Origin of the sequence: Mycobacterium sp., assembly GCF_965230835.1 — a bacterium.
Taxonomy (GTDB): Bacteria; Actinomycetota; Actinomycetes; order Mycobacteriales; family Mycobacteriaceae; genus Mycobacterium.
In genome coordinates this window covers 4,197,517-4,216,398 of sequence record NZ_CBDDLW010000002.1, presented here as the reverse complement: position 1 = coordinate 4,216,398, position 18,882 = coordinate 4,197,517, and the positions used below count along the sequence as shown (strand labels likewise).

The following is an 18,882-nucleotide window of genomic DNA, read 5'->3' as shown; positions in this document are numbered from 1 at the left end:
TGACCCCTTGGGTTGGACACGGGATTTGTGGTTAGGCGGCTTGGGGCAGGGTAGCGGCTAGGTGGGTCCTCTCGCAGGTGGCGGGGCTGAGCTGGTTGCAGTAGGAGTGGCGTCGCGTGGTGTTGTGGCGGGCCAGCCAGCGAAAGACCTCGTGTCGGCAGGTGGGGGCGTCGGCCCAGTTGTGTCAGTCTGGGAGGACCTCGCGTTTGAGGGCCGCGTTGACCGATTCAGCCAGGGCGTTGTCGCTCGATCCGATAGCGCGCCGGAGCCCTGACGCCAGTACGAGCACACCAGCCGCTACGCCGGAAGCTGACGTAGTCATCATTTGCTTCCTGCCAAAAGTAATACATCTGGATTCTTTGGCAACAAGGATGCAGGCGACCTCTGGCTCCGGAAAGGCGCAGATAACGGGCCCAGTAACTTCGAGAACTTTATTAAAGCGACCGTTCGCAGGAACGAAGTAACGGGTTAGCAGCCAAGGCGGTGTAACACGTCGATAGCGACCAGGCGTTGGTGAGATCCCGCGCGACGGCCGATCCGATGCCGATTCTCGCTCAAGAACACCAGGTCGCCGGATATGCAGGGCTAGCCAGCACGCAACTATCTAAAAAGACGATCCGCGACAACATGCCCGATCGAGCAGCCGCAGCTGCCGCCAGATTCACGTGGAGCCTGCCGTCTATCGTTTCTTAGCTAAACTTGCAAGGGACGAAATTCACTACTGCACACTTTAATATTGAATTATAGGCGCCTTCCCGACCCAGGTGTCGCTATCCAGCATCTCGACCATCGCGTGCGCGCAATCTGCGAAGCTAATTTTCGACATAGCGCTGAAGGCATCAAAACCTAACCGGTACTTTCCGGTCTGTGGGCCAACTTTCATTTGCAAGGGGCGAATACCGATCCAGCGAATATCTCTGTTCTCCTCTAACAGCGCCCACTGATGCTCTTTGTCAATGTGGCGAAGTTTCAAAAAACGTTCGGCGAAGAAACGCACAAACCGTGAACCCAATGTGACGGTGTCATCCGTCACGATAGTGCTGCCTCCCCCACACCAAACAAACCGGGGCACATCATTGCGGCGCATCGCTGCAAGAATATTGCGGGTGGCGTCGGTGCATAGATCCGGCGGTGAAGTTTTCTCATCCACGCCGATCGCAAACAACACCGCCTGCGTCCCCCTGGGCAGTGCGCGTAAGACATCGCTGGGCGACAGAGCATCCCCCTGAACAACGATGACCTTTTCCGATGCGACGTCCGCTAGTTTGCCGGGGGTCCTCACGAGCACCGTCACATCATGGTTGGCTTCCAAACACTGCGTCAGGCATTCCCTACCCAACTGTCCGGTCGCACCAAATAGAGTCACCTTCACGGCATTGGCATCCCTTCTTGACGTAAAGCCAGGCTCCTGGCACGTTCGCTATCTGTTTCGTTCAGCAACTATCCTCGCCGGAATCTAGCAACCGTCAGGTCAGCACTGAGCCCGGGCCAAACGACTCCCCAGTCGTGGCGCCCGAAGCACGGTCGAACATGAATCCCCGCGGTCTCCTTGGCCCCAATACCGCGCATCCGAACCGGTAACGGGATCCGCGTAGTCGCTTCCTGTCGGACGGTCTCGTCATGTTCACGAGCATCGAAGGCAAGACAATACGCAAAAAGGTTCCACGCGGCGAACTGCTAGAGGCACCTGGCCGTGGCCACTGTTGGCCTCGACGCCGCCAACAGCGCAGCGCCAAGGCTATCGACACAGGACGCAGTTGGGGTGGCAATCCCCGACAGATGACAAACCAGGTTCCGCATTGTCGGCTCGGCGGTCAGCAGGTCACACGTCTCAGCCTGCACTCTCAACAATGAATCGCCCGGCAATAACGCATCGCTTCTGAACTGGCTTTACGGCCGCCGCAAGCTAGATCCAAACCGTGCAGTCCCAAACAACTCCACACTGGCCAGGCGGTCACAGATCGCGTCCTCTTGGATACAGTCCAAGGACATAAGGGATCTCGTCGTGAACGTTATACAGCCCCGTTGCGAAGTTCGCCCCGCGTGTCCGCATTGGTAGTAGTGGCAACTCCACCCACGGTTGGTCGTAGAGCCTGGTATCGGCACACACTCCATCCGGCCAGGTCGCACGCAAATGAGGCAGTCGAAGCTGATAGCCGAATCGCGTGCCAGGTCATAGTGCCCCTGATCCTGCACCTATCGCAGGACAGTCCTTCGCCAGGCGCCTAATCGATAGGTCTTAATCGGCGTCGGGATCGTGCAGCGGTGAGGGAGGACTGGTAGGTCGCAAGATGGTCGGCCAGCTCGGGTTGGCGAATGGGTCGGCACGACCGTCGCGGATTCGCTTGAAGTACGAAAGCGAGGCGACGATGAATATGGCCATCAGCATCAAACAGCCAACAGCCAACAGCAGCTAACACTTCAACCATGCTGCTTTCGGCATTCAACTAGCGGTTCAGCAGCGGCGCGATCATGTTCGGCGTTGTAGCGTTGGTAGGACTGCATGAATCACATGGTGGCGTCTTAGGACTGGTGTAAAAACGCTGGGCGCATGTTCCTGGTGGTCATGTTACGCGGCGGTGGTGTCGGTCGTGGTTGTTGTGGTGGGGGGATGCAGTGGGCGGGGTGGCTCGAGCAGTTGGTGGCGTAGTTCTTGGAGGTGGCGGCTGGTCGCTGATGTTTGGGTGACTCCGCGCCAGCCGCGGCTGGCGCGGTCGAGGACGGCCCATACCAGCGACAGACAGCTGGTTTCGCCGGGTAGGCGGCCGATGACCTTGACCCGGCGACGGGATTCTCCGAAGGTGCGTTCGATGAGGTTGGAATGGCGGATGCGTGTCCAGTGTTGGCGGGGGAAGCGCAAATGCACGCTCAGCGAGGCGAAGTCGTTGGCCAGGCAAGCGACCGCGGCTGGGTAGAGCCCGCGGTATGTGGTGGTGAACTCCTCGGCGCGGCGGGTGGCTTCATCCACGGCCTGCTGGCCGGGTGGCTGGTCAATGTCATCGAAGATCGACCAGAACGCGGCTTTGATCTCGTCCTGGACCGCGACAGGTGTCTTGGCGATGACGTTACGGCAGCGATGGATCAGACACCGCTGACGCAGGCTTGCCGGAAACGTGGTCTCCCATGCGGCGATCAGGCCCGGCGCCCCGTCGGAGATGCCCAGTAGCGGCGGGCGTAGTCCCCGGTTCCTCAGGTCAGCCAAGAAGTCGGCCCACGCATCAGCCGACTCCGCTGCGGCTGGGGCCAGCCCAATAAACAGGGGCTTGCCGTCGGTGCAGATGCCCCAGGCGGCCAGCACCGGCTCGGCCGGGGCGTTGGGATGCATCCGAAAGTTCGAGGCATCCAAGAACAGGTAGTCCAACACCAGCTCATCAAGGCGTCGAGACGACCACGCAGCGAACTCGTCTTTGATGGCCGCACAAATCCGGCTCACCGTCGAGCGCGACAACGCCGCCTGCGAGCCCAGCACCTCGGCCAACGCGGCCTCGATGTCGCGATCCGACAAACCGCGCACCCATCCCGAAATCACCAACGCCTCCAGAGCGTGGGTGCGCGTCACCCCGGCACCGAATAGCCGCGAACAGAACCGCTCGTCGGTGTCGCGTAGTTTCGGGCGGCATAATTCGACCGAGCCCATCGTGGTCTTCACCGTCGCCGGCGGTTGATACCCATTGCGGTACCCGCCCGGGCCGTCCTGAACCCGACGCTGGTGACGGGCTCGGCCCAACACTGCTTCTACCTCGGCCTCCACGGCGACCTGAAACACCAGACGCACCGATAACCGCCCGACCTCCTCCAAAATCTCGGTCAACGGCCGCTCGGTCGCGGCGAACAACTGATCCATCTCAACACGCACACGCTCAATCGGCGATACTCGCTTGGTCACGGGCGTAGCCCCTCCTTCATAGCTTTCGTCGGTTGCGACGGAACCTACGCCCGTGACCATTTACACCAGCGATGAGACGCGACCAATCACATCCCGGTGCTACTTATATGGCCGCAATCAGCGCCAGGCCGTGCCTAGGGTCTGACTCCATATGTCGACGATAGTCGTGTCGCTGATCGACCGGAGAATTCGGTACAGGCGTAAACCACACGGCAACCAAATCAGTCCCAGTTGTCGGCGCCTCGGCCACCCCGACGGCCATAGCCTCAGTTCGAGCAGTAGATGGCGCCCCGGCAACGCCGACTGCCGCATTGACACCGCTCACCGCGCTAGTAGTGGCTTGAAACGGCTGCCCGCACGATGGCGACACAGCTGCCGTCGACGCCGCCACGCGCAGCGCCAACGCGGCTCCGCCGCTACGGCTACATGTCCAATCCGATGTCAAGGACACGTACCGAGTGAGTCAGCGCGCCCACAGCGAGGTAGTCGACACCCGTTGCTGCGTATGTGGCAGCGCTCTCCAGAGAGAGCCCACCGGATGACTCGAGCAGTACGGTCGGTGCGCTGGAGTCCCGTCGTTGCACCGCAATTTGGGTCTGCCATACCGGAAAGTTATCCAGCAAGATCAGTTCCGGATTTTCAGCCAAAACCGCATCGAGCTGGTCAAGCGAGTCAACTTCGACCTCACATGGCAGGTCGGGTGCCTCGGCCCGCACAGCGCGCAACGCCGCGACCACCGATCCGGCAGCAGCCACGTGATTGTCCTTGATCAAGGCAGCGTCGCCTAACCCCAGCCGATGATTGACACCACCGCCGACCCGCACCGCGTATTTTTGCAGCACACGCAAACCAGGCAACGTTTTACGGGTATCGCGGATCTTGGCTTTGGCACCTTGAACTGCATCCACCCAGGCCGCAGTAGCGGTGGCAATCCCCGACAGATGACAAACCAGGTTCAGCATCGTCCGCTCGGCAGTCAGCAGGCCACGCGTCTCAGCCTGCACTCTCAACAAAGAATCGCCCGGTAATAGCCGGGCACCGTCCTCGACACGATCGAGCACCCGGTAACCCGCGGCACCAACCACCTCGTCAAGTACCAGCAACGCGACGTCCACCCCGGCAGCCACTCCCGGCTCCCGCGAAACCATCGACGCGGTGGCCGCAGCACCAGCAGGCACCGTCGCTATCGTCGTGACATCGGGTCCGTAGCGCAGATCCTCCTCGAGACCGCACCGAATGATGTCTCGGGCGGCCTCCAGCTCGCTGCTGTGCAGTATCATCAGCCCACTGCCGCCAATGCCTCCACCCGCACTCTGTTCTGGTCTTCTGCCAAGCGAATTACACTGCTGCGCATCTGTTTTGGCATGGCAAAAGGGTACTCGTCGCGATGGTGACAGCCCCGGCTCTCGTTGCGAGCTAGCGCAGCGGCAGTCACAGCCTTAGCGACCACCGCCAGCGCGACATTTTCGAAATCACGACGAGTGGCCACCTGCCGAACTCGGCCTCCGCGCAGCGCATCAGCGAGCCGGCGCAACCCTTCGGCGTCACGCACGACCGAAGCGTCCCGGCTCATAGCGCGTTGCAGGTCACTACGCGCCGGCACGGCGTCGGTGATCGACTCGGGCCAGCTTCCTGACACCGTCGCAAGCCCTCGCCCAGCCGTCACCGCATGCGTGGCGGCGGCAACTCCGGCTCTACGACCGACGACCAAGCCTTCCAACAAACTGTTCGACGCCAGGCGATTTGCGCCGTGCATGCCGGTGCGGGCTACCTCTCCAGCTGCGAACAAACCCGGTAGAGCAGTCTGGCCGTAGGCGTCGGTCACCACGCCACCGCAGCTGTAGTGTGCTCCCGGAACCACCGGTATGGGTTGGCCGACTGGGTCGATTCCCGCGGCCCGGCATAGCGCGGTGACGGTCGGGAACCGCGACTCAAGTCCGGGAACACCGCGCGCGTCCAGATAAGCGCACGGATCGCCAGTGGCTCTCAACCGCGCGTCGATGGCAGCCGCGACAACATCACGAGGCGCCAGGTCCCCCATCGGATGAACTCCGGCGGTAACTGAATTACCTTGTCGATCTACCAGAATCGCTCCTTCACCGCGGATCGCCTCGGTAATCAGAGGCCGCCGCCCGCCGGCCCTGCCGGCGAACATCATCGTGGGGTGAAATTGAATGAACTCGAGATCGCTAACCGCAGCGCCCGCCCACAGCGCCAAAGCCACACCATCGCCGGTGGATGCTTCGGGGTTGGTAGTAGTGCTGTATAGGTGACCGAGCCCGCCGGTGGCCAGGACTACCGAGGGCGCACTGATGACGCCATATCCATCTGGACGGATCACGAGCACACCACGTACCGAGGTATCGTCACGCACCAGCCGCACAGCGACGTGGCTGGTGCGGATATCCAGCGCGGCAGCGGCATGGTCGAGCGCCCGCTGCACTTCGGCGCCGGTGGCGTCGCCACCGGCGTGCACGATGCGTCGCCGGGAATGCCCACCTTCGCGGGTCAGCGCCCAACGACCCGGGTCCGTCTCGTCGAATCGCGCTCCCTCGCCAACCAGATCGGCAACCGCACCGTAGCCGTCGGCGACAATTGAGTAGACCACGTCAGGATCACACAAGCCCGCGCCGGCGGCCAAAGTGTCGGCGACATGGGCATCGACTGAATCGTCAGCATCGGGCAGCGCCACCGCAATGCCGCCTTGGGCGTAGTGCGTTGCTGTCACCCCAAATTTTTGGTCGGCCTTGCTCAGGATGACCACACCGCGGCCCGCTCGATGCGCTGCTAGCGCGGCAGCTAATCCGGCCACGCCACTGCCGATCACAACGACGTCGGTCGAATCCTTCCACGTTGGGCTGATGATCATTCTCCGCCGCCTGGCTGGCCAATTTCGATCATTCGCTGCACGCTGCGCCGGCCCGCGGCGGCGATTTCCGGGTCAACGTAAACCTCGTCGGAACCGTCGGCCAGGCACCGCAACAAAGCCGCGGGAGTGATCATCTTCATGTATTTGCATGACGCGCGGTCGTTGACGGCGCGAAAGTCGACGTTCGGGGCAGCCTTGCGCAGCTGATACAGCATACCGACCTCGGTCGCTACCAGAACCTCGCGAGCATGAGTCTTGTGCGCAGCCTCGAGCATCCCGCCGGTAGACAGGATCTTCACCCGATCTGTCGGCACGGCGCCTTCGCCGGCGAGGTACAACGCCGACGTTGCACAACCGCATTCTGGGTGGACAAACAATTCAGCGTCCGGATGTGCCGCGGCTTGGTCGGCGAGTTCGTCGCCATTGATCCCGGCATGTACGTGGCATTCACCAGCCCATACATGCAAGTTCTTTCGGCCGGTCACGCGGCGCACGTGGGCCCCCAAAAATTGATCTGGACAGAACAACACCTCACGTTGCGGGTCGATCGAGGCCACCACATCGACCGCGTTAGATGAGGTGCAACAGATGTCAGTGAGTGCTTTGACAGCCGCAGTCGTGTTGACGTACGAAACGACGACCGCGCCTGGATGCTCGTTCTTCCATGCCTTGAGCTCGTCTGCGTTAATTGAGTCGGCCAGCGAGCAGCCAGCGCGCTGGTCTGGGATAAGCACGGTCTTGTCCGGGCTGAGTATCTTGGCGGTCTCGGCCATAAAATGCACGCCGCAAAAAACGATGGTGTCCTCGGTCGCGTCGGCGGCAATCCGCGACAGCGCCAGCGAATCACCCACGTGATCAGCCACGTCTTGAATCTCGGGCCGCTGGTAGTTGTGCGCCAACACAGTAGCCCCACGCAACTGGGCAAGTCGGCGAATCTCCGCCGCCCACTCGCTGTCGCCGTCAACCCCTTCATAGCCATGCGGCGAGTCGATGATGCGGGCGGTCAAGTCAACTGCCGGCGTGTCCGTCCGATTCAGGACCTCCATTGTCACTACCTTTCGCGTCCTGATGGTTTTCGACTTACAATCGAAAACATGGACCATGGTAACACCTCCCATGAAGTGCTAGCCGTCGTGTTTCAGGTAGGCGGAGTTACTACGACCGGCGGCAAGACAAAACCAAAGCTCAACGTGTTGCTATGGGAACGCGCGAGAGAGCCGCAGCTCGGCAGATGGTCATTGCCGGGCGGCCGCCTGCGCAACGACGAGGACATGACCACCTCGGTTCGGCGCCAACTCGCCGAAAAAGTAGATCTGCGAGAACTGGCCCACCTAGAGCAGCTCGCAGTGTTCTCAGACCCCGCGCGCGTGCCACATACCCGCATGATCGCGTCCACCTTTCTGGGATTGGTGCCCTCCCCCGCCACTCCCGAATTACCCCCCGACACGCGATGGCACCCCGTGAGCTCGCTACCGACGATGGCGTTCGACCACGGCCCGATGGTGACCCACGCCCGCGCCCGACTAGTAGCCAAAATGTCCTACACGAATATCGGATTTGCCTTGGCTCCAACGGAATTCGCCCTTTCAACCCTGCGTGACATCTATGGTGCCGCGCTCGACTATCAGGTCGATGCCACGAACCTGCAACGCGTCCTCGTCCGTCGCGGTGTTATCAACCACACCGGCACCGTCGCAGCGCCCGGTCGCAGCGGGGGGCGCCCGGCCGCGTTGTACCGATTTACCGACTCCCAGCTGAGAGTCACCGATGAATTCGCCGCACTGCGACCGCCCGGCCAGATCTAAAGACCGCCCACAACGTGGCAGCTTGCATGAGGGACGAGGGGCAGTCCGCGTTCGAGGATGACAGCTGGACAACGATCCAACAGATCGTCGTCCGGGCTAAACAATCGCCTCGGCACTGTGCGATCGCGTCGGTTGGCTCTGATCGCGCACCACACATCAGCCCTGCCGGAACGGTATTCCTGCGCGATAACCGCACCGGCTTCTATTTCGATCAGTACCCCAGCGCGCTGGCGCGCAACATCGAGGTTGACTCCAGAGTGTGCCTGATGGCCGTCGACACCGGGCGTTTGTTGTGGCCGCGCTCTACTAGAGCGTGTGTTGTATGTTCTCGACCCGGCCCCTACACCCCAGAATTGCGCGGTCAATCATGACCCAGACGGCAACTGGCTCAGTCTGATTGGGCGTGGTCGTGGGCGCAGTGGTCGTAGTGGTCGGTGCGGTCATGGTCCTGGTCAGGGGGATTGTCGGTGTTGAACTGAGTGGTTTGCCAGCCGGTCGTCAGCATCGAGCGGGCCAGCCTGGCCGCGTCCCGGCTGTACTGTTCGGCGAATCCGATATCGAGCAACACGGTGTTGGACTCGGAGAGGCAGACGATTCCGTAGGCGATGGCAGCGGCACGCTGCGGGGGTGTCTCCGAGTGGCGCGTGATCGCTGCGGCAAGCTCGTCCACGAGAAGGGTGTACGAGTCCCGCACGGCCTGGCGCGTTTCTGCGTGTCGGCTCGCCGTCGCTTGCAGGAGGGCGAATGCGCGGTCGTCGGTCGAGCGGTGGATCGTCCAGGCCCGGGAGAACAGTAGGTCGATGATGTTCTCTGGGGTGGGGTCCGGACCTACTGCTTGCCGGATCGTGAGTTCGTAGCGGCGGCCAAGCTCGTGGAGCGTGGCGACGCGCAGCGCTTTGCGGTCGCCGACGAAGTGGCTGATCGCGGTCCGACCCACTCCGGCTCGTTCGGCGATGTCGGCCATGGGAACCGTAGGCGAGCCCTGCTCGGAGATCAGCTGGATGTGCGCCTCGACGATCGCTGCTCGGCGTTCGTCGGCGACGTTGGGGCGGCCGCGACGGCGACTGGTATCGGGATCGCCGGACGATGGCACGTCTCGACTGTATACAATTGATCGACAGGTCGTCAATCAATTGATAGTGTTCGGTCATGGATGCAGAGACGGATCGAAACGTCAATCGGGTGATCGTGATCGGCGCCGGGGCAGCGGGTCTCGCAGCAGCGCGCCTGCTGCAGAGCCATGGACGAGACGTGGTGGTGCTTGAGGGACGGCCAAGGATCGGGGGCCGAACGAGCACTGTCGACGTCGATGGCGCTGTGATCGATGAGGGCGCAGCATGGATCGACGGTCACAAGACCAACCCGATCGTTGGGCTCGCCGAGAGCGCCGGTTTGGCGACGTTGCGCGCCGACTATGTCGACCCGTTCCGGATAGCGGCGTTCGACCCAGTCAGGCGAATGTGGCTCGGACGCGTCAAGTCGTTCCGCCACTTCGTGGCCGGCGCACGCGCCGCCAAGCGTCTCTCAGAGCCCGACACTACGGAATCGGCAAACTTTGCCGATCGGATAGACAGGGTGGTCAATCAGCGGGGCCGTACGGACGACGTCCGCCGCGTTCGCAGGTTCCTGGTTCGCCGGTTGGCCGAGTTGAGCTGGGCGGATCGAGCCGACCTGCTTGGCGCTCATACCGCAGAGATCGGAATGGACTACGCCGGGCGGGAATCGGTCATCGTCGGTGGGTACGGACGCCTTGTGGATGTGTTGGCCGATGGACTCGACATCCGGCTCCAGCACGTCGTCGAGTCCATCAGATACAGCAACAAGGGTGTCGAGATCGTCACCACCAACGGGACGTTCAGTGGCGGCCACGCCATCGTGACGGTTCCCCTCGGGGTCCTCAAAGCCGGCACAATCGCGTTCGACCCGCCGCTCCCCGCCGCAAAAGTCGCTGCGATCGACGGGATCGGAGTGGGGCGCCTCGAAAAGATCGTCCTCCGATTCGACGAGCCGTTCTGGCGTACCAACCCCACGCGAGCGCGGAACCTCTACAACATCGACGATGGCACACCGTGCCCGGTATTCTTCGATTTCAGCACCGGAGCCGGCCGGCCGACGCTGGTTGCGTTGCTGACCAGCGACCACGGAACCCGCCTCGTGGACGATCCGGAGCCCATGATCGCCCAGGCGCTTGTCATCCTCGAAACCATGTTCCCCGGCCGCGTCACGAAGCCGACGGCAGCGCACACCACAGCATGGCAACTCGATCCTCTCGCGCTAGGTAGCTACTCGACCGTTCGGCCCGAGACCACCCAGAAGCACTTCGCCGACCTGCTCGCACCGGTCGCTTCACGGCTGTTATTCGCCGGCGAGGCAACCAACGTCCTCCGCTTCGGCTATGTCGACGGCGCGATCGACAGCGGGGTGCGAGAGGCCAGCCGCATCCTCGGTCATGACGTCAAACTTGAGCTGGTGAGGGCACGGCTCGATGAGCATCGCCGCGAGGCCCACACCCGGTTAGCCCAACGCTGAGCTAGCTCGATCCATCCACCAGCTGGCGGCGGTGTGTAGCCCGCACGTTGACTGCTCCCCCGCATAAATGCGGGGGATTCCGCAGCTCGGGTTGCCTAGCGCAGCTACGCCGCGTCGGGTCTTACACCGTCTACGCCGCCGGGGTTCAGCCCTGCCCGGTTTAAAACCACCTGCGCCGCGTTTCGATCCCTGTCCGCGACTGTGCCGCACGTGGCACAGGTGTAGATGCGTTGCGACAGCGGCAGGCGGTGCGTGGCTCTTGCCCCGCACTGTCCGCAGTCGGTGCTGGTGTACTTCGGGTCCACCATCACAACACAACGGCCATGCTTGCCCGCCATGTTCACAAGTTCTGTTTTCGCGATACGGATACCCGCATCGGCGGCCTTACGCGCCATCGTCGACTTCGCCAAAAACTTTGGCTTGAAGTCCTCGACTGCTACCGCATCGAAATCATTGACCAGGTTTTTCGCCCACATTCGTGCGTCCTGCTGGCGTTGACGCGCAACCTTCTTGTGCGCCTTGGCCGCCAACCTTTTAGCCGCCCGGTAGCGCCGACTACCTGGCTTCCCTTTTCCGGGGCGCCGTCGCGCCATGGCCCGCTGATAGCGGGCCAGCTTGTCGGATCCGGTTTTACCGTGCTGCGGGTGCGCCAAATCATGCTCAGCGCTGGTGGTGGTAGCTATAGCCTTCACACCCCAGTCGATACCAACTACCCGGCCCGTGACTGGTAGCGGCTCGGCTTGGGCTTTCACCACAAACGAGGCATACCAGTGCCCCAGACTGTCGCGGTAGACGCGCACACTCGACGGCGCAGTAGGCAGCTCCCGCGACCACACCGGCCGCACCACAACACCTTTCGCCAAAAACAGCACCCGGTCTACGAGCCGGAAGGCGTTGCGGTTGTAGTTGAGGGTGGGCGCGGCGAGTTGCTTCTTCTTGAATGTGGGGAATCCAGCACGGGCTCGCATCGGCAGCCGGTTCCGGATGTCCTTGAGCGCTTTTGCCCGCGATTTCGCGAAGTCACGCACGGTTTGTTGATGCGGTACCGCCGATCCAGCGGCCAGCCAATCCTGCTGTTGGCGCCAGCCAGTTAGTTGCTTGTCGAGTTCCGCGTATCCGCAGGTCTGGCCTGCCTGATGCGCTTTTTTCGATTCTGCGACACACTGGTTCCACACCCAGCGGCAGCGATCCCACTCGACCAGGAGAGCCTTTTCGGCGACGCCCGACATGCGCAGCCGGTAGGTGTAGCGGGCTTTGCCGCTACCCGCATCCTCACCAGCCCCGGCACTCATACCAGTCACGATAGTGCCGGGCACCGACAAGCGGCGGCCACGCCGCGACCCCAGGCAGTGGCCACCCCGGAAACAAAATTGATGCGCTCCATCCCCGCACTAAAGATGCGGGGCTTTCCCGCGCTACGAATTTTCGGGTAATACCGCTGCCGGCAAAGCGGCCCGCTATCAGCCGATGATGACTCGCCGGCGGCGTAGACGGCATAAGACCCGACGCCGCGCAACCGCGTCAGGCAACGCGAGGCGCGGAATCCCCGGCTGCTGGGCCAAAGATCCGCGTGGCTGACATCTTGCACCGCGCCATCCGGGCCAGCGGTGGCCTCGGCGAGCCGTGGTGCCGTGACTGCGATCGGCGGCCTGACGCGGTTCGCGTCGGCAACCGGTTGATCGTAGTTGAAACGGATTACGACAGATACGAAATACCAGCAGCTCGGTTGACTGATTGCCATCCACACAATGTGACGGGCACCACATTGTGTGATGGGCCACATCGACATCATTGATAGTAAGTTGTATAAGATTTGACTAAGAGATGCCAGCGGATAGCGGGGCCGCTGGCAGTGACTGGCTAACGGCAACCCGCGCGGCAAACCCTATTTGGCCCCGGGGTGATAATGCGCGAAAATGCTGATTAGCCACGAAGGGAGCCTCAATGGTGGAGGTCGGCAATCTGGCAAGTGCGAGCGGCGCAGAGTGGATCGGCAAGCCGCCGCATGAGGAATTGCAGCGCAATGTTCGCCCGCTGCTGCCATCCGACGATCCGTTCTACCACCCGCCGGCCGGCTACCAACATTCCGCACCCGGAACCGTCCTGCGCTCGCGCGACGTCGAGCTGGCGTTTCTTGGGGTGATACCACAAGCCGTAACCGCTACTCAGTTGCTGTACCGGACGACGGACATGAACGACAAGCCCGAGGCGACGGCAACCACTGTGCTTTTGCCCTCCGACTTCACCCCAGGACAAACCTGTCCGCTGCTGTCTTATCAGTGCGCGATCGACGCGGTGGCGTCCCGCTGTTTCCCCTCATATGCACTGCGACGGCGCGCGAAAGCAATTGGGGCGATAGCCCAATTGGAGTTATTTCTGGTCGCGGCCGCTCTCGCCGAAGGCTGGGCCGTATCGATCCCCGACCATGAAGGCCGGGAGGGCCTTTGGGGGACACCGTACGAACCTGGCTACCGTGTTCTGGACGGTATTCGCGCGGCTCTGAATTCAGAACGCATCGCCTTATCCCCAACGACGCCCATCGGGCTCTGGGGCTATTCCGGCGGTGGGCTGGCCAGTGCGTGGGCAGCCGAAATGTGCGGCGAATACGCACCTGAGCTCGACATCGTCGGCGCGGTATTGGGCTCACCCGTGGGCGACCTCGGCCGTACCTTCCGCCGACTCAACGGCAGTTTCCTTTCCGGTTTGCCCGCAATGGTGGTGGCCGCGCTCGCCCACACCTACCCCGACCTCGACAGGGAGATCAAAGAGCACACGAGCGACGAGGGCCTCGATCTCCTCAAACGACTTGAGAAGATGACAACCGCAGGCGCCGTCATTCGGATGGTACGCAAGGACCTGGGCGAATTCCTCGACGAGCCGCTGGACGACATACTGTCGACACCGGCGGTTGCCCATGTCTTCGACGACACGAAGTTGGGCGCCGTAGTGCCCACACCACCGGTATTGATCGTCCAAGCCGTCCACGACTACCTCATCGACGTCAAAGACATTGATGAGCTGGCCGATACGTACTCGGCCGGTGGAGCCAACGTCACTTACCATCGGGATGCGTTCAGCGAACACATTTGCCTGCACCCGCTGTCTGCACCGATGGCGCTTCGCTGGCTCACCGACCGATTTGACGGCCGACCGCTGACCGACCACATCATCCGGACCAAATGGCCAACGATGTTCAACCCGATGACGTATGCGGGCATGGCGCGTCTCATTGCCATCGCGGCGAAGGTCATCACCGGCAGGAAAGTCGGTCGCCGTCCGCTCTGAATCTCGCTATGACTCTGTAGCTTTGGGAGCTGCCGACTCCTCGGACACCACGCTCGAAAGATGATCAACCGCGGGAAAGCCGCCCAGGTCGTCGCGTGCGATCCCTGCTGCCAACAGGGCATACACCAGTGAGCCAACCGCAGCCGGCGATACCAGGGTGGCAGCCACCTCGAGCATCCGGCGGGCAAAGAACACCGGCGGTGCCTGCGTAACATACGTGAGCGCGTGGTCTCTGTCCGAAAGCTGCACGGTGTCAAATTCCAACGCCCCATAGCGCAACCGAACCAACACCGCCCCCACCGCAGCAGCAGCCAAAGCCGCAGCCACCAACCCGATCAAGAGCCCCAGAATCATCGCCGGGCCCCGGTGATCGCGCCACTGCCACACCAGTACCGCCGCCACTACCGCAATCACACCCAACAGCCCCTGCAGCAGAAGCGGCGCAACGAAAAAGTTCTGTGACTCCGCGCCCAAATACTCGTGAACCCGCTCACCTGCGTTCGTTATCGCCACCACCGCATGGATCGGAGGGGCAATCCACGCCCAGAGCCCACCAACGAATACACCAGTCACCGCCAGCCCCAGCATCACCAAGAGAGTCGCCTGCGCCCTGGGCATTCGGGGGGAATCAGAAAGCGGGTAGGAAGCCGCCGGCCCAGACGACTCGGGTTGTTCAGTCACCGCTGTTCCTCCACGTCGGCCGAGTCCACCTGGCCATGCCGTGCACATCGCGCCCACCAGCCATCAGGACGAATCTGCACAACCATCCGCCGGCCGCATTCCGCGCAGAACCGAGGCGGCTCAAGACCTAGCTGAGCAGCCGTCGGCAATGACGTCCCCGCCAGGTCGCCGGTATAGACGTTATACACGCCAGCACCGACTGCCGCGCCCAGCTTGCGCAGATCGCCCAGTCTCTCAGCCACTGCTTTTGAAATCTCTACAAGCTGGCGTTAAGCGCCTTGATTGGCATGTGCAGGTCGTCAAGCAGTTCCAGATCGGCTTCGGCGGGGCGCCCCAGAGTGGTCAGGTAGTTCCCGACGATCACCGCGTTGATGCCACCCAGAATGCCTCGCTTAGCCCCGAGATCACCCAGCGTGATCTCGCGTCCACCGGCGAAGCGCAACATCGTTCGCGGCAGCGCTAGGCGGAAAGCGGCTACCGCCTTCAATGCTTCGCTTGCCGGCATGACCTCAAGCTCACCGAAGGGGGTACCTGGTCGCGGATTGAGGAAATTCAACGGAACCTCGTCGGGGCCCAACTCGGCCAGATTTGCCGCGAATTCCGCCCGCTGCTCCAGCGTCTCGCCCATGCCGAGGATGCCGCCGCAGCACACCTCCATGCCGGCGTCGCGCACCATCGACAGCGTCTGCCAGCGCTCTTCCCAGGAGTGCGTGGTAACGACGTCAGCGAAGAACGAACGGGCTGTTTCAAGGTTGTGGTTATAGCGATGCACACCCATCGCCACCAAGCGATCGACCTGCTCCGCGCTCAGCATCCCCAGCGAGCAGGCGATGTTGATCTCGACTTCGTTGTTGATCGCTTCAATACCCGCCGCGACCTGAGCCATCAGCCTCTCGTCGGGTCCGCGTACCGCAGCCACGATGCAGAACTCGGTGGCTCCGGACTTCGCGGTCTGCTTGGCCGCCTCGACCAAGCTTGGAATGTCCAACCACGCACTGCGCACCGGCGAGGTGAACAGCCCGGACTGGGAGCAGAAATGGCAATCCTCGGGACAGCCACCGGTTTTCAAGCTGATGATGCCCTCGACCTCCACATCGGGGCCGCACCAACGCATTCGCACCTCGTGAGCCAGGGCGAGCATCTCTTCGAGCCGGTCGTCGGGCAGCCGCAGCACCTGGAGCACTTGGTCCTGGTTCAAACCCTCCCCACGCTCAAGGACCTGCCTTCGCGCGATCGCGAGAATATCTGATTCGGTAGCGCCGCTCTGGCCGTCGTCGGTAGTCGGTTCAGTAGCCGCCTGAGTCACCAAGTACTCCCCTTGAATATTGTCAGGTCTTGCCGCTTCGAGGCCGTCAGACAGACAATCTGTCAACAGCCTAACCGCGCCCTGACGTGAACGGTGTTGAGGTTAGGGTAACGGTGCGCACCTGTACAAACGCGATGCGGTCCGGTATCGGGGCGCAGTTTCGGTCAGCTGATTAGATGTTCCGCCCGCTTACTTCCATCCCAGCGACGCAGAGCCACGAAGCTGCCATCGATTCGTTTCGGCCGGCCCGCAATACGTAAAGCGCGTCCCAGCTCAGCACCACCGACACTGCGGGCCAACGTGACGTGAGCGGTCCACTGGCCTGGCAAGCTGTTGTGCATCGCCCCCGGGGCCAGATATGAACTGCACAGCCGGTGCACCTCGGCATGTAGCGCCAGCAGTCGGGTCGTTGGCAATACAAGCCGAGCGAACACAACGTTCGACCGACCGAACAACACCGGAGCACCGATCGTCGCAGCCAGTGGCAGGCGGGCGGCGATCGAACCCAATAGCTCGTCGACCTCCGTGCCGATACGCTCGGCAACGGCCAGCGTCACATGTGGCCGACCAGCTGGCGCCTGGCTCGGTATTCCGGCAGCGACCAGCTCCTCCCAGATGCGATAGATCGCCGCCTCAGTATCGAGGTCGAAAACGAACTCGATCGAGTGCACCATCAATGAACCAGCGTGGTTAACCAGTCGAAGTCGAACGCCTGCGCGCTCATGATCGCAAATTCGGAAGTATCCATGGCTCCGGCCCCTGCGGGCAGCACCGCACGGACCGGAGCTAGCTGGGCCAACGCGGAACGATTCGAGGTCTCCACCAAACCGGGTCCCGGCGGCCAGCTGCCAATAACCAAACCGACGCACGAAACACGTTGTGCAGCAAGCGCCTCCAGCGTCAAGGCGGTCACGTTGAGAGTGCCCAATTCTGGGGTAGTCACCACTATCGTCGCGGCGCCGAGGTCGACAGCGAGATCTCGCAGGGTGACATTCGATTCAGCGAGTTCGACCAGCAGCCCGCCGGCTCCTTCGACCAACGTCAACCGATCCGGACGATCCACGTTCCTGATGAACCGAGTCATGTCCTGTCGGGTAGGCAGCCGCGTCCCCGCCTGCTCAGCGGCGGCGACTGGCGCCATAGGCAATGGGTACCGCGCCAATCCGGCCAACTCTGTCACTCCGGCCAGCCGGCCTATCTCAGCGAGATCGTCATCACCGGCGTCCGCACCGGAGCCAGTGCCGGTCTGCACGGGTTTGCACACCGCCACATCAATGCCCGCTTGCCGCGCGTGCGAGGCGAGCGCCGCGCTGGCGATTGTCTTGCCGACCCCGGTGCCGGTTCCGGTAACAATCAGGACAGTCATGGGCGCGCTGCGACTCGCTCGCTAAGCACGTCTGTCAACACTCGTCGGGCAAGCTCAAGTTCTCCCACATGCAGCGATGCCCGTGCGGTCAGCCGCAACCGCGACGTTCCCTCTGGCACCGACGGAGGACGAAAGCACCCCACCTTCACGCCCGAATCCAGGCAGGCCGTCGCCGCGGCCAGGGTCACCTCCGGATCACCCAGAACCACCGACACCACCGCCGACTGGGGTACCTCGGGAACCCCGCAAATCTCGGCCAGGACGCCAGCGTGTCGCAGCACCGCGTCCGGCCGCCACTGTTCTGATGTGAGAACTCGTAGTGCCGCCCGTGCGGCACCTACCGCAGCTGGCGCCAGGCCGGTATCAAAGATGAACGATCGAGCCCCATCAATCAGGTGAGCCCGCACCGAAGCCGGCCCAAGCACCGCTCCCCCCTGGCTGCCGAGCGCTTTGGACAACGTCGTAGTCAAGACCACATCGGGTGCGCCCGCCAACCCAACCTCATGTACTAGCCCGCGTCCGCCGCCGCGCACGCCGAGGCCGTGTGCTTCGTCAACCACGAGCAATGCGCCGTGGCGGCGGCACGTGTCGTGCAACTCGCGCAGCGGCGCCAGCGCACCGTCGGCGCTGAAGACCGAATCAGTAACAACAACGGCGCGCTCCTCACCGCGCGATTCGAGTGCCTTTTCCACCGCGCCGACGTCGCGATGCGGTGTTACGACGACCCGGGCCCGCGAAAGCCGGCATGCGTCGACCAAGGATGCATGTGAGTACGCATCGGATACCAACAGCGAGCCCGGGCCCGATAAACCGGCAACGGCCCCCAAGTTGGCGGTGTAACCCGACGAGAACAACAACCCCGAGGATGCGCCGACAAACTCAGCAAGCTCAGCTTCGAATTCGTGGTGCAGCTCGATATCGCCGGTGACCAGGCGAGAACCGGTCGAACCCGCACCCCACATACGCAGCGCCTGGATGCCACCATCTATGACTTCGGGATGTTGGGACAAACCAAGATAGTCATTGGAGGCCAGATCCAACTCGGCGGCAACCGCCGGGCGCGGCCGCAGGGAGCGACGTAGGCCGGCTTGACGGCGCCGCTCCTCCACCGCCCCCAACCATTCCAGCGGTGACGTGTCGATCGGTGTCTTCATC

At 62.6% G+C, this 18,882-nt stretch carries 19 protein-coding genes and 1 pseudogene; 4 read left to right on the top strand and 16 right to left on the bottom strand.

Features of this window, described 5'->3' with window-relative positions; all coding sequences use genetic code 11:
• Positions 1–31: 31 nt before the first annotated feature.
• The 7 genes and pseudogenes from ACO07W_RS19315 to nadA form a co-directional block, all read right to left on the bottom strand.
• Positions 32–259, bottom strand: a pseudogene (locus ACO07W_RS19315) (integrase core domain-containing protein); the annotation flags it as partial.
• A gap of 471 nt (positions 260–730) precedes the next feature.
• Positions 731–1,372, bottom strand: coding sequence for an NAD(P)-dependent oxidoreductase (locus ACO07W_RS19310; RefSeq protein ID WP_421845271.1), 642 nt, complete (start codon positions 1,370–1,372; stop codon positions 731–733).
• 867 nt (positions 1,373–2,239) lie between these two features.
• The gene (locus ACO07W_RS19305) at positions 2,240–2,407 is read right to left on the bottom strand and encodes a hypothetical protein (protein ID WP_421845270.1); all 168 of its coding nucleotides are present in this window, start codon (positions 2,405–2,407) and stop codon (positions 2,240–2,242) included.
• A 162-nt stretch (positions 2,408–2,569) separates the two neighbouring features.
• The gene (locus ACO07W_RS19300) at positions 2,570–3,844 is read right to left on the bottom strand and encodes an IS256 family transposase (RefSeq protein WP_421840071.1); all 1,275 of its coding nucleotides are present in this window, start codon (positions 3,842–3,844) and stop codon (positions 2,570–2,572) included.
• Positions 3,845–4,308: 464 nt separating this feature from the next.
• On the bottom strand, positions 4,309–5,166 hold the full coding sequence (gene nadC / locus ACO07W_RS19295; RefSeq protein ID WP_421845269.1) for a carboxylating nicotinate-nucleotide diphosphorylase: 858 nt from the start codon (positions 5,164–5,166) through the stop codon (positions 4,309–4,311).
• Positions 5,166–6,755 (bottom strand): L-aspartate oxidase, encoded by a 1,590-nt coding sequence (locus tag ACO07W_RS19290; protein ID WP_421845268.1) that lies wholly within the window; start codon positions 6,753–6,755, stop codon positions 5,166–5,168. Before ACO07W_RS19290 ends, nadC begins: the two co-directional genes overlap by 1 nt.
• Positions 6,752–7,801 (bottom strand): quinolinate synthase NadA, encoded by a 1,050-nt coding sequence (gene nadA / locus ACO07W_RS19285; RefSeq protein WP_421845267.1) that lies wholly within the window; start codon positions 7,799–7,801, stop codon positions 6,752–6,754. The genes ACO07W_RS19290 and nadA overlap by 4 nt, the downstream gene beginning before the upstream one ends.
• A gap of 48 nt (positions 7,802–7,849) precedes the next feature.
• Here nadA and ACO07W_RS19280 point away from each other — a divergent pair, with 48 nt between their 5' ends.
• Positions 7,850–8,560 (top strand): NUDIX hydrolase, encoded by a 711-nt coding sequence (locus tag ACO07W_RS19280; protein ID WP_421845265.1) that lies wholly within the window; start codon positions 7,850–7,852, stop codon positions 8,558–8,560.
• Positions 8,561–8,586: 26 nt separating this feature from the next.
• Complete coding sequence (locus ACO07W_RS19275) at positions 8,587–8,931, top strand: pyridoxamine 5'-phosphate oxidase family protein (RefSeq protein WP_421845264.1); 345 nt, start codon at positions 8,587–8,589, stop codon at positions 8,929–8,931.
• 17 nt (positions 8,932–8,948) lie between these two features.
• Here ACO07W_RS19275 and ACO07W_RS19270 read toward each other — a convergent pair whose 3' ends face one another.
• Positions 8,949–9,653, bottom strand: a complete 705-nt coding sequence (locus ACO07W_RS19270) for a TetR/AcrR family transcriptional regulator (protein ID WP_421845263.1) — start codon at positions 9,651–9,653, stop codon at positions 8,949–8,951.
• A 56-nt stretch (positions 9,654–9,709) separates the two neighbouring features.
• Here ACO07W_RS19270 and ACO07W_RS19265 point away from each other — a divergent pair, with 56 nt between their 5' ends.
• Positions 9,710–11,089 (top strand): flavin monoamine oxidase family protein, encoded by a 1,380-nt coding sequence (locus ACO07W_RS19265; RefSeq protein ID WP_421845262.1) that lies wholly within the window; start codon positions 9,710–9,712, stop codon positions 11,087–11,089.
• 104 nt (positions 11,090–11,193) lie between these two features.
• Here ACO07W_RS19265 and ACO07W_RS19260 read toward each other — a convergent pair whose 3' ends face one another.
• Complete coding sequence (locus ACO07W_RS19260; protein WP_421841682.1) at positions 11,194–12,381, bottom strand: RNA-guided endonuclease InsQ/TnpB family protein; 1,188 nt, start codon at positions 12,379–12,381, stop codon at positions 11,194–11,196.
• A gap of 5 nt (positions 12,382–12,386) precedes the next feature.
• The gene (locus ACO07W_RS19255; protein WP_421845261.1) at positions 12,387–12,830 is read right to left on the bottom strand and encodes a hypothetical protein; all 444 of its coding nucleotides are present in this window, start codon (positions 12,828–12,830) and stop codon (positions 12,387–12,389) included.
• A 203-nt stretch (positions 12,831–13,033) separates the two neighbouring features.
• Between ACO07W_RS19255 and ACO07W_RS19250 the strand changes: the two genes are divergently transcribed.
• Positions 13,034–14,374, top strand: a complete 1,341-nt coding sequence (locus ACO07W_RS19250) for a lipase family protein (protein WP_421845259.1) — start codon at positions 13,034–13,036, stop codon at positions 14,372–14,374.
• Positions 14,375–14,380: 6 nt separating this feature from the next.
• Here ACO07W_RS19250 and ACO07W_RS19245 read toward each other — a convergent pair whose 3' ends face one another.
• The 6 genes from ACO07W_RS19245 to ACO07W_RS19220 all read right to left on the bottom strand — a co-directional run bounded on the left by ACO07W_RS19245 (position 14,381) and on the right by ACO07W_RS19220 (position 18,881).
• Positions 14,381–15,055 (bottom strand): DUF2567 domain-containing protein, encoded by a 675-nt coding sequence (locus ACO07W_RS19245; protein WP_421845258.1) that lies wholly within the window; start codon positions 15,053–15,055, stop codon positions 14,381–14,383.
• Complete coding sequence (locus ACO07W_RS19240; RefSeq protein ID WP_421846112.1) at positions 15,052–15,285, bottom strand: hypothetical protein; 234 nt, start codon at positions 15,283–15,285, stop codon at positions 15,052–15,054. The genes ACO07W_RS19245 and ACO07W_RS19240 overlap by 4 nt, the downstream gene beginning before the upstream one ends.
• 26 nt (positions 15,286–15,311) lie before the next feature.
• Positions 15,312–16,361: a biotin synthase BioB gene (gene bioB / locus ACO07W_RS19235; protein ID WP_421845257.1), complete on the bottom strand. Its 1,050-nt coding sequence runs from the start codon at positions 16,359–16,361 to the stop codon at positions 15,312–15,314.
• 164 nt (positions 16,362–16,525) lie between these two features.
• Positions 16,526–17,035, bottom strand: a complete 510-nt coding sequence (locus tag ACO07W_RS19230; RefSeq protein ID WP_421845256.1) for a 2'-5' RNA ligase family protein — start codon at positions 17,033–17,035, stop codon at positions 16,526–16,528.
• Positions 17,035–17,727 (bottom strand): dethiobiotin synthase, encoded by a 693-nt coding sequence (gene bioD / locus ACO07W_RS19225; RefSeq protein WP_421845255.1) that lies wholly within the window; start codon positions 17,725–17,727, stop codon positions 17,035–17,037. Before bioD ends, ACO07W_RS19230 begins: the two co-directional genes overlap by 1 nt.
• A complete protein-coding gene (locus tag ACO07W_RS19220; protein WP_421845254.1) occupies positions 17,724–18,881 on the bottom strand; it encodes an 8-amino-7-oxononanoate synthase in 1,158 nt (385 codons plus the stop codon). The genes bioD and ACO07W_RS19220 overlap by 4 nt, the downstream gene beginning before the upstream one ends.
• Position 18,882: the final 1 nt, after the last annotated feature.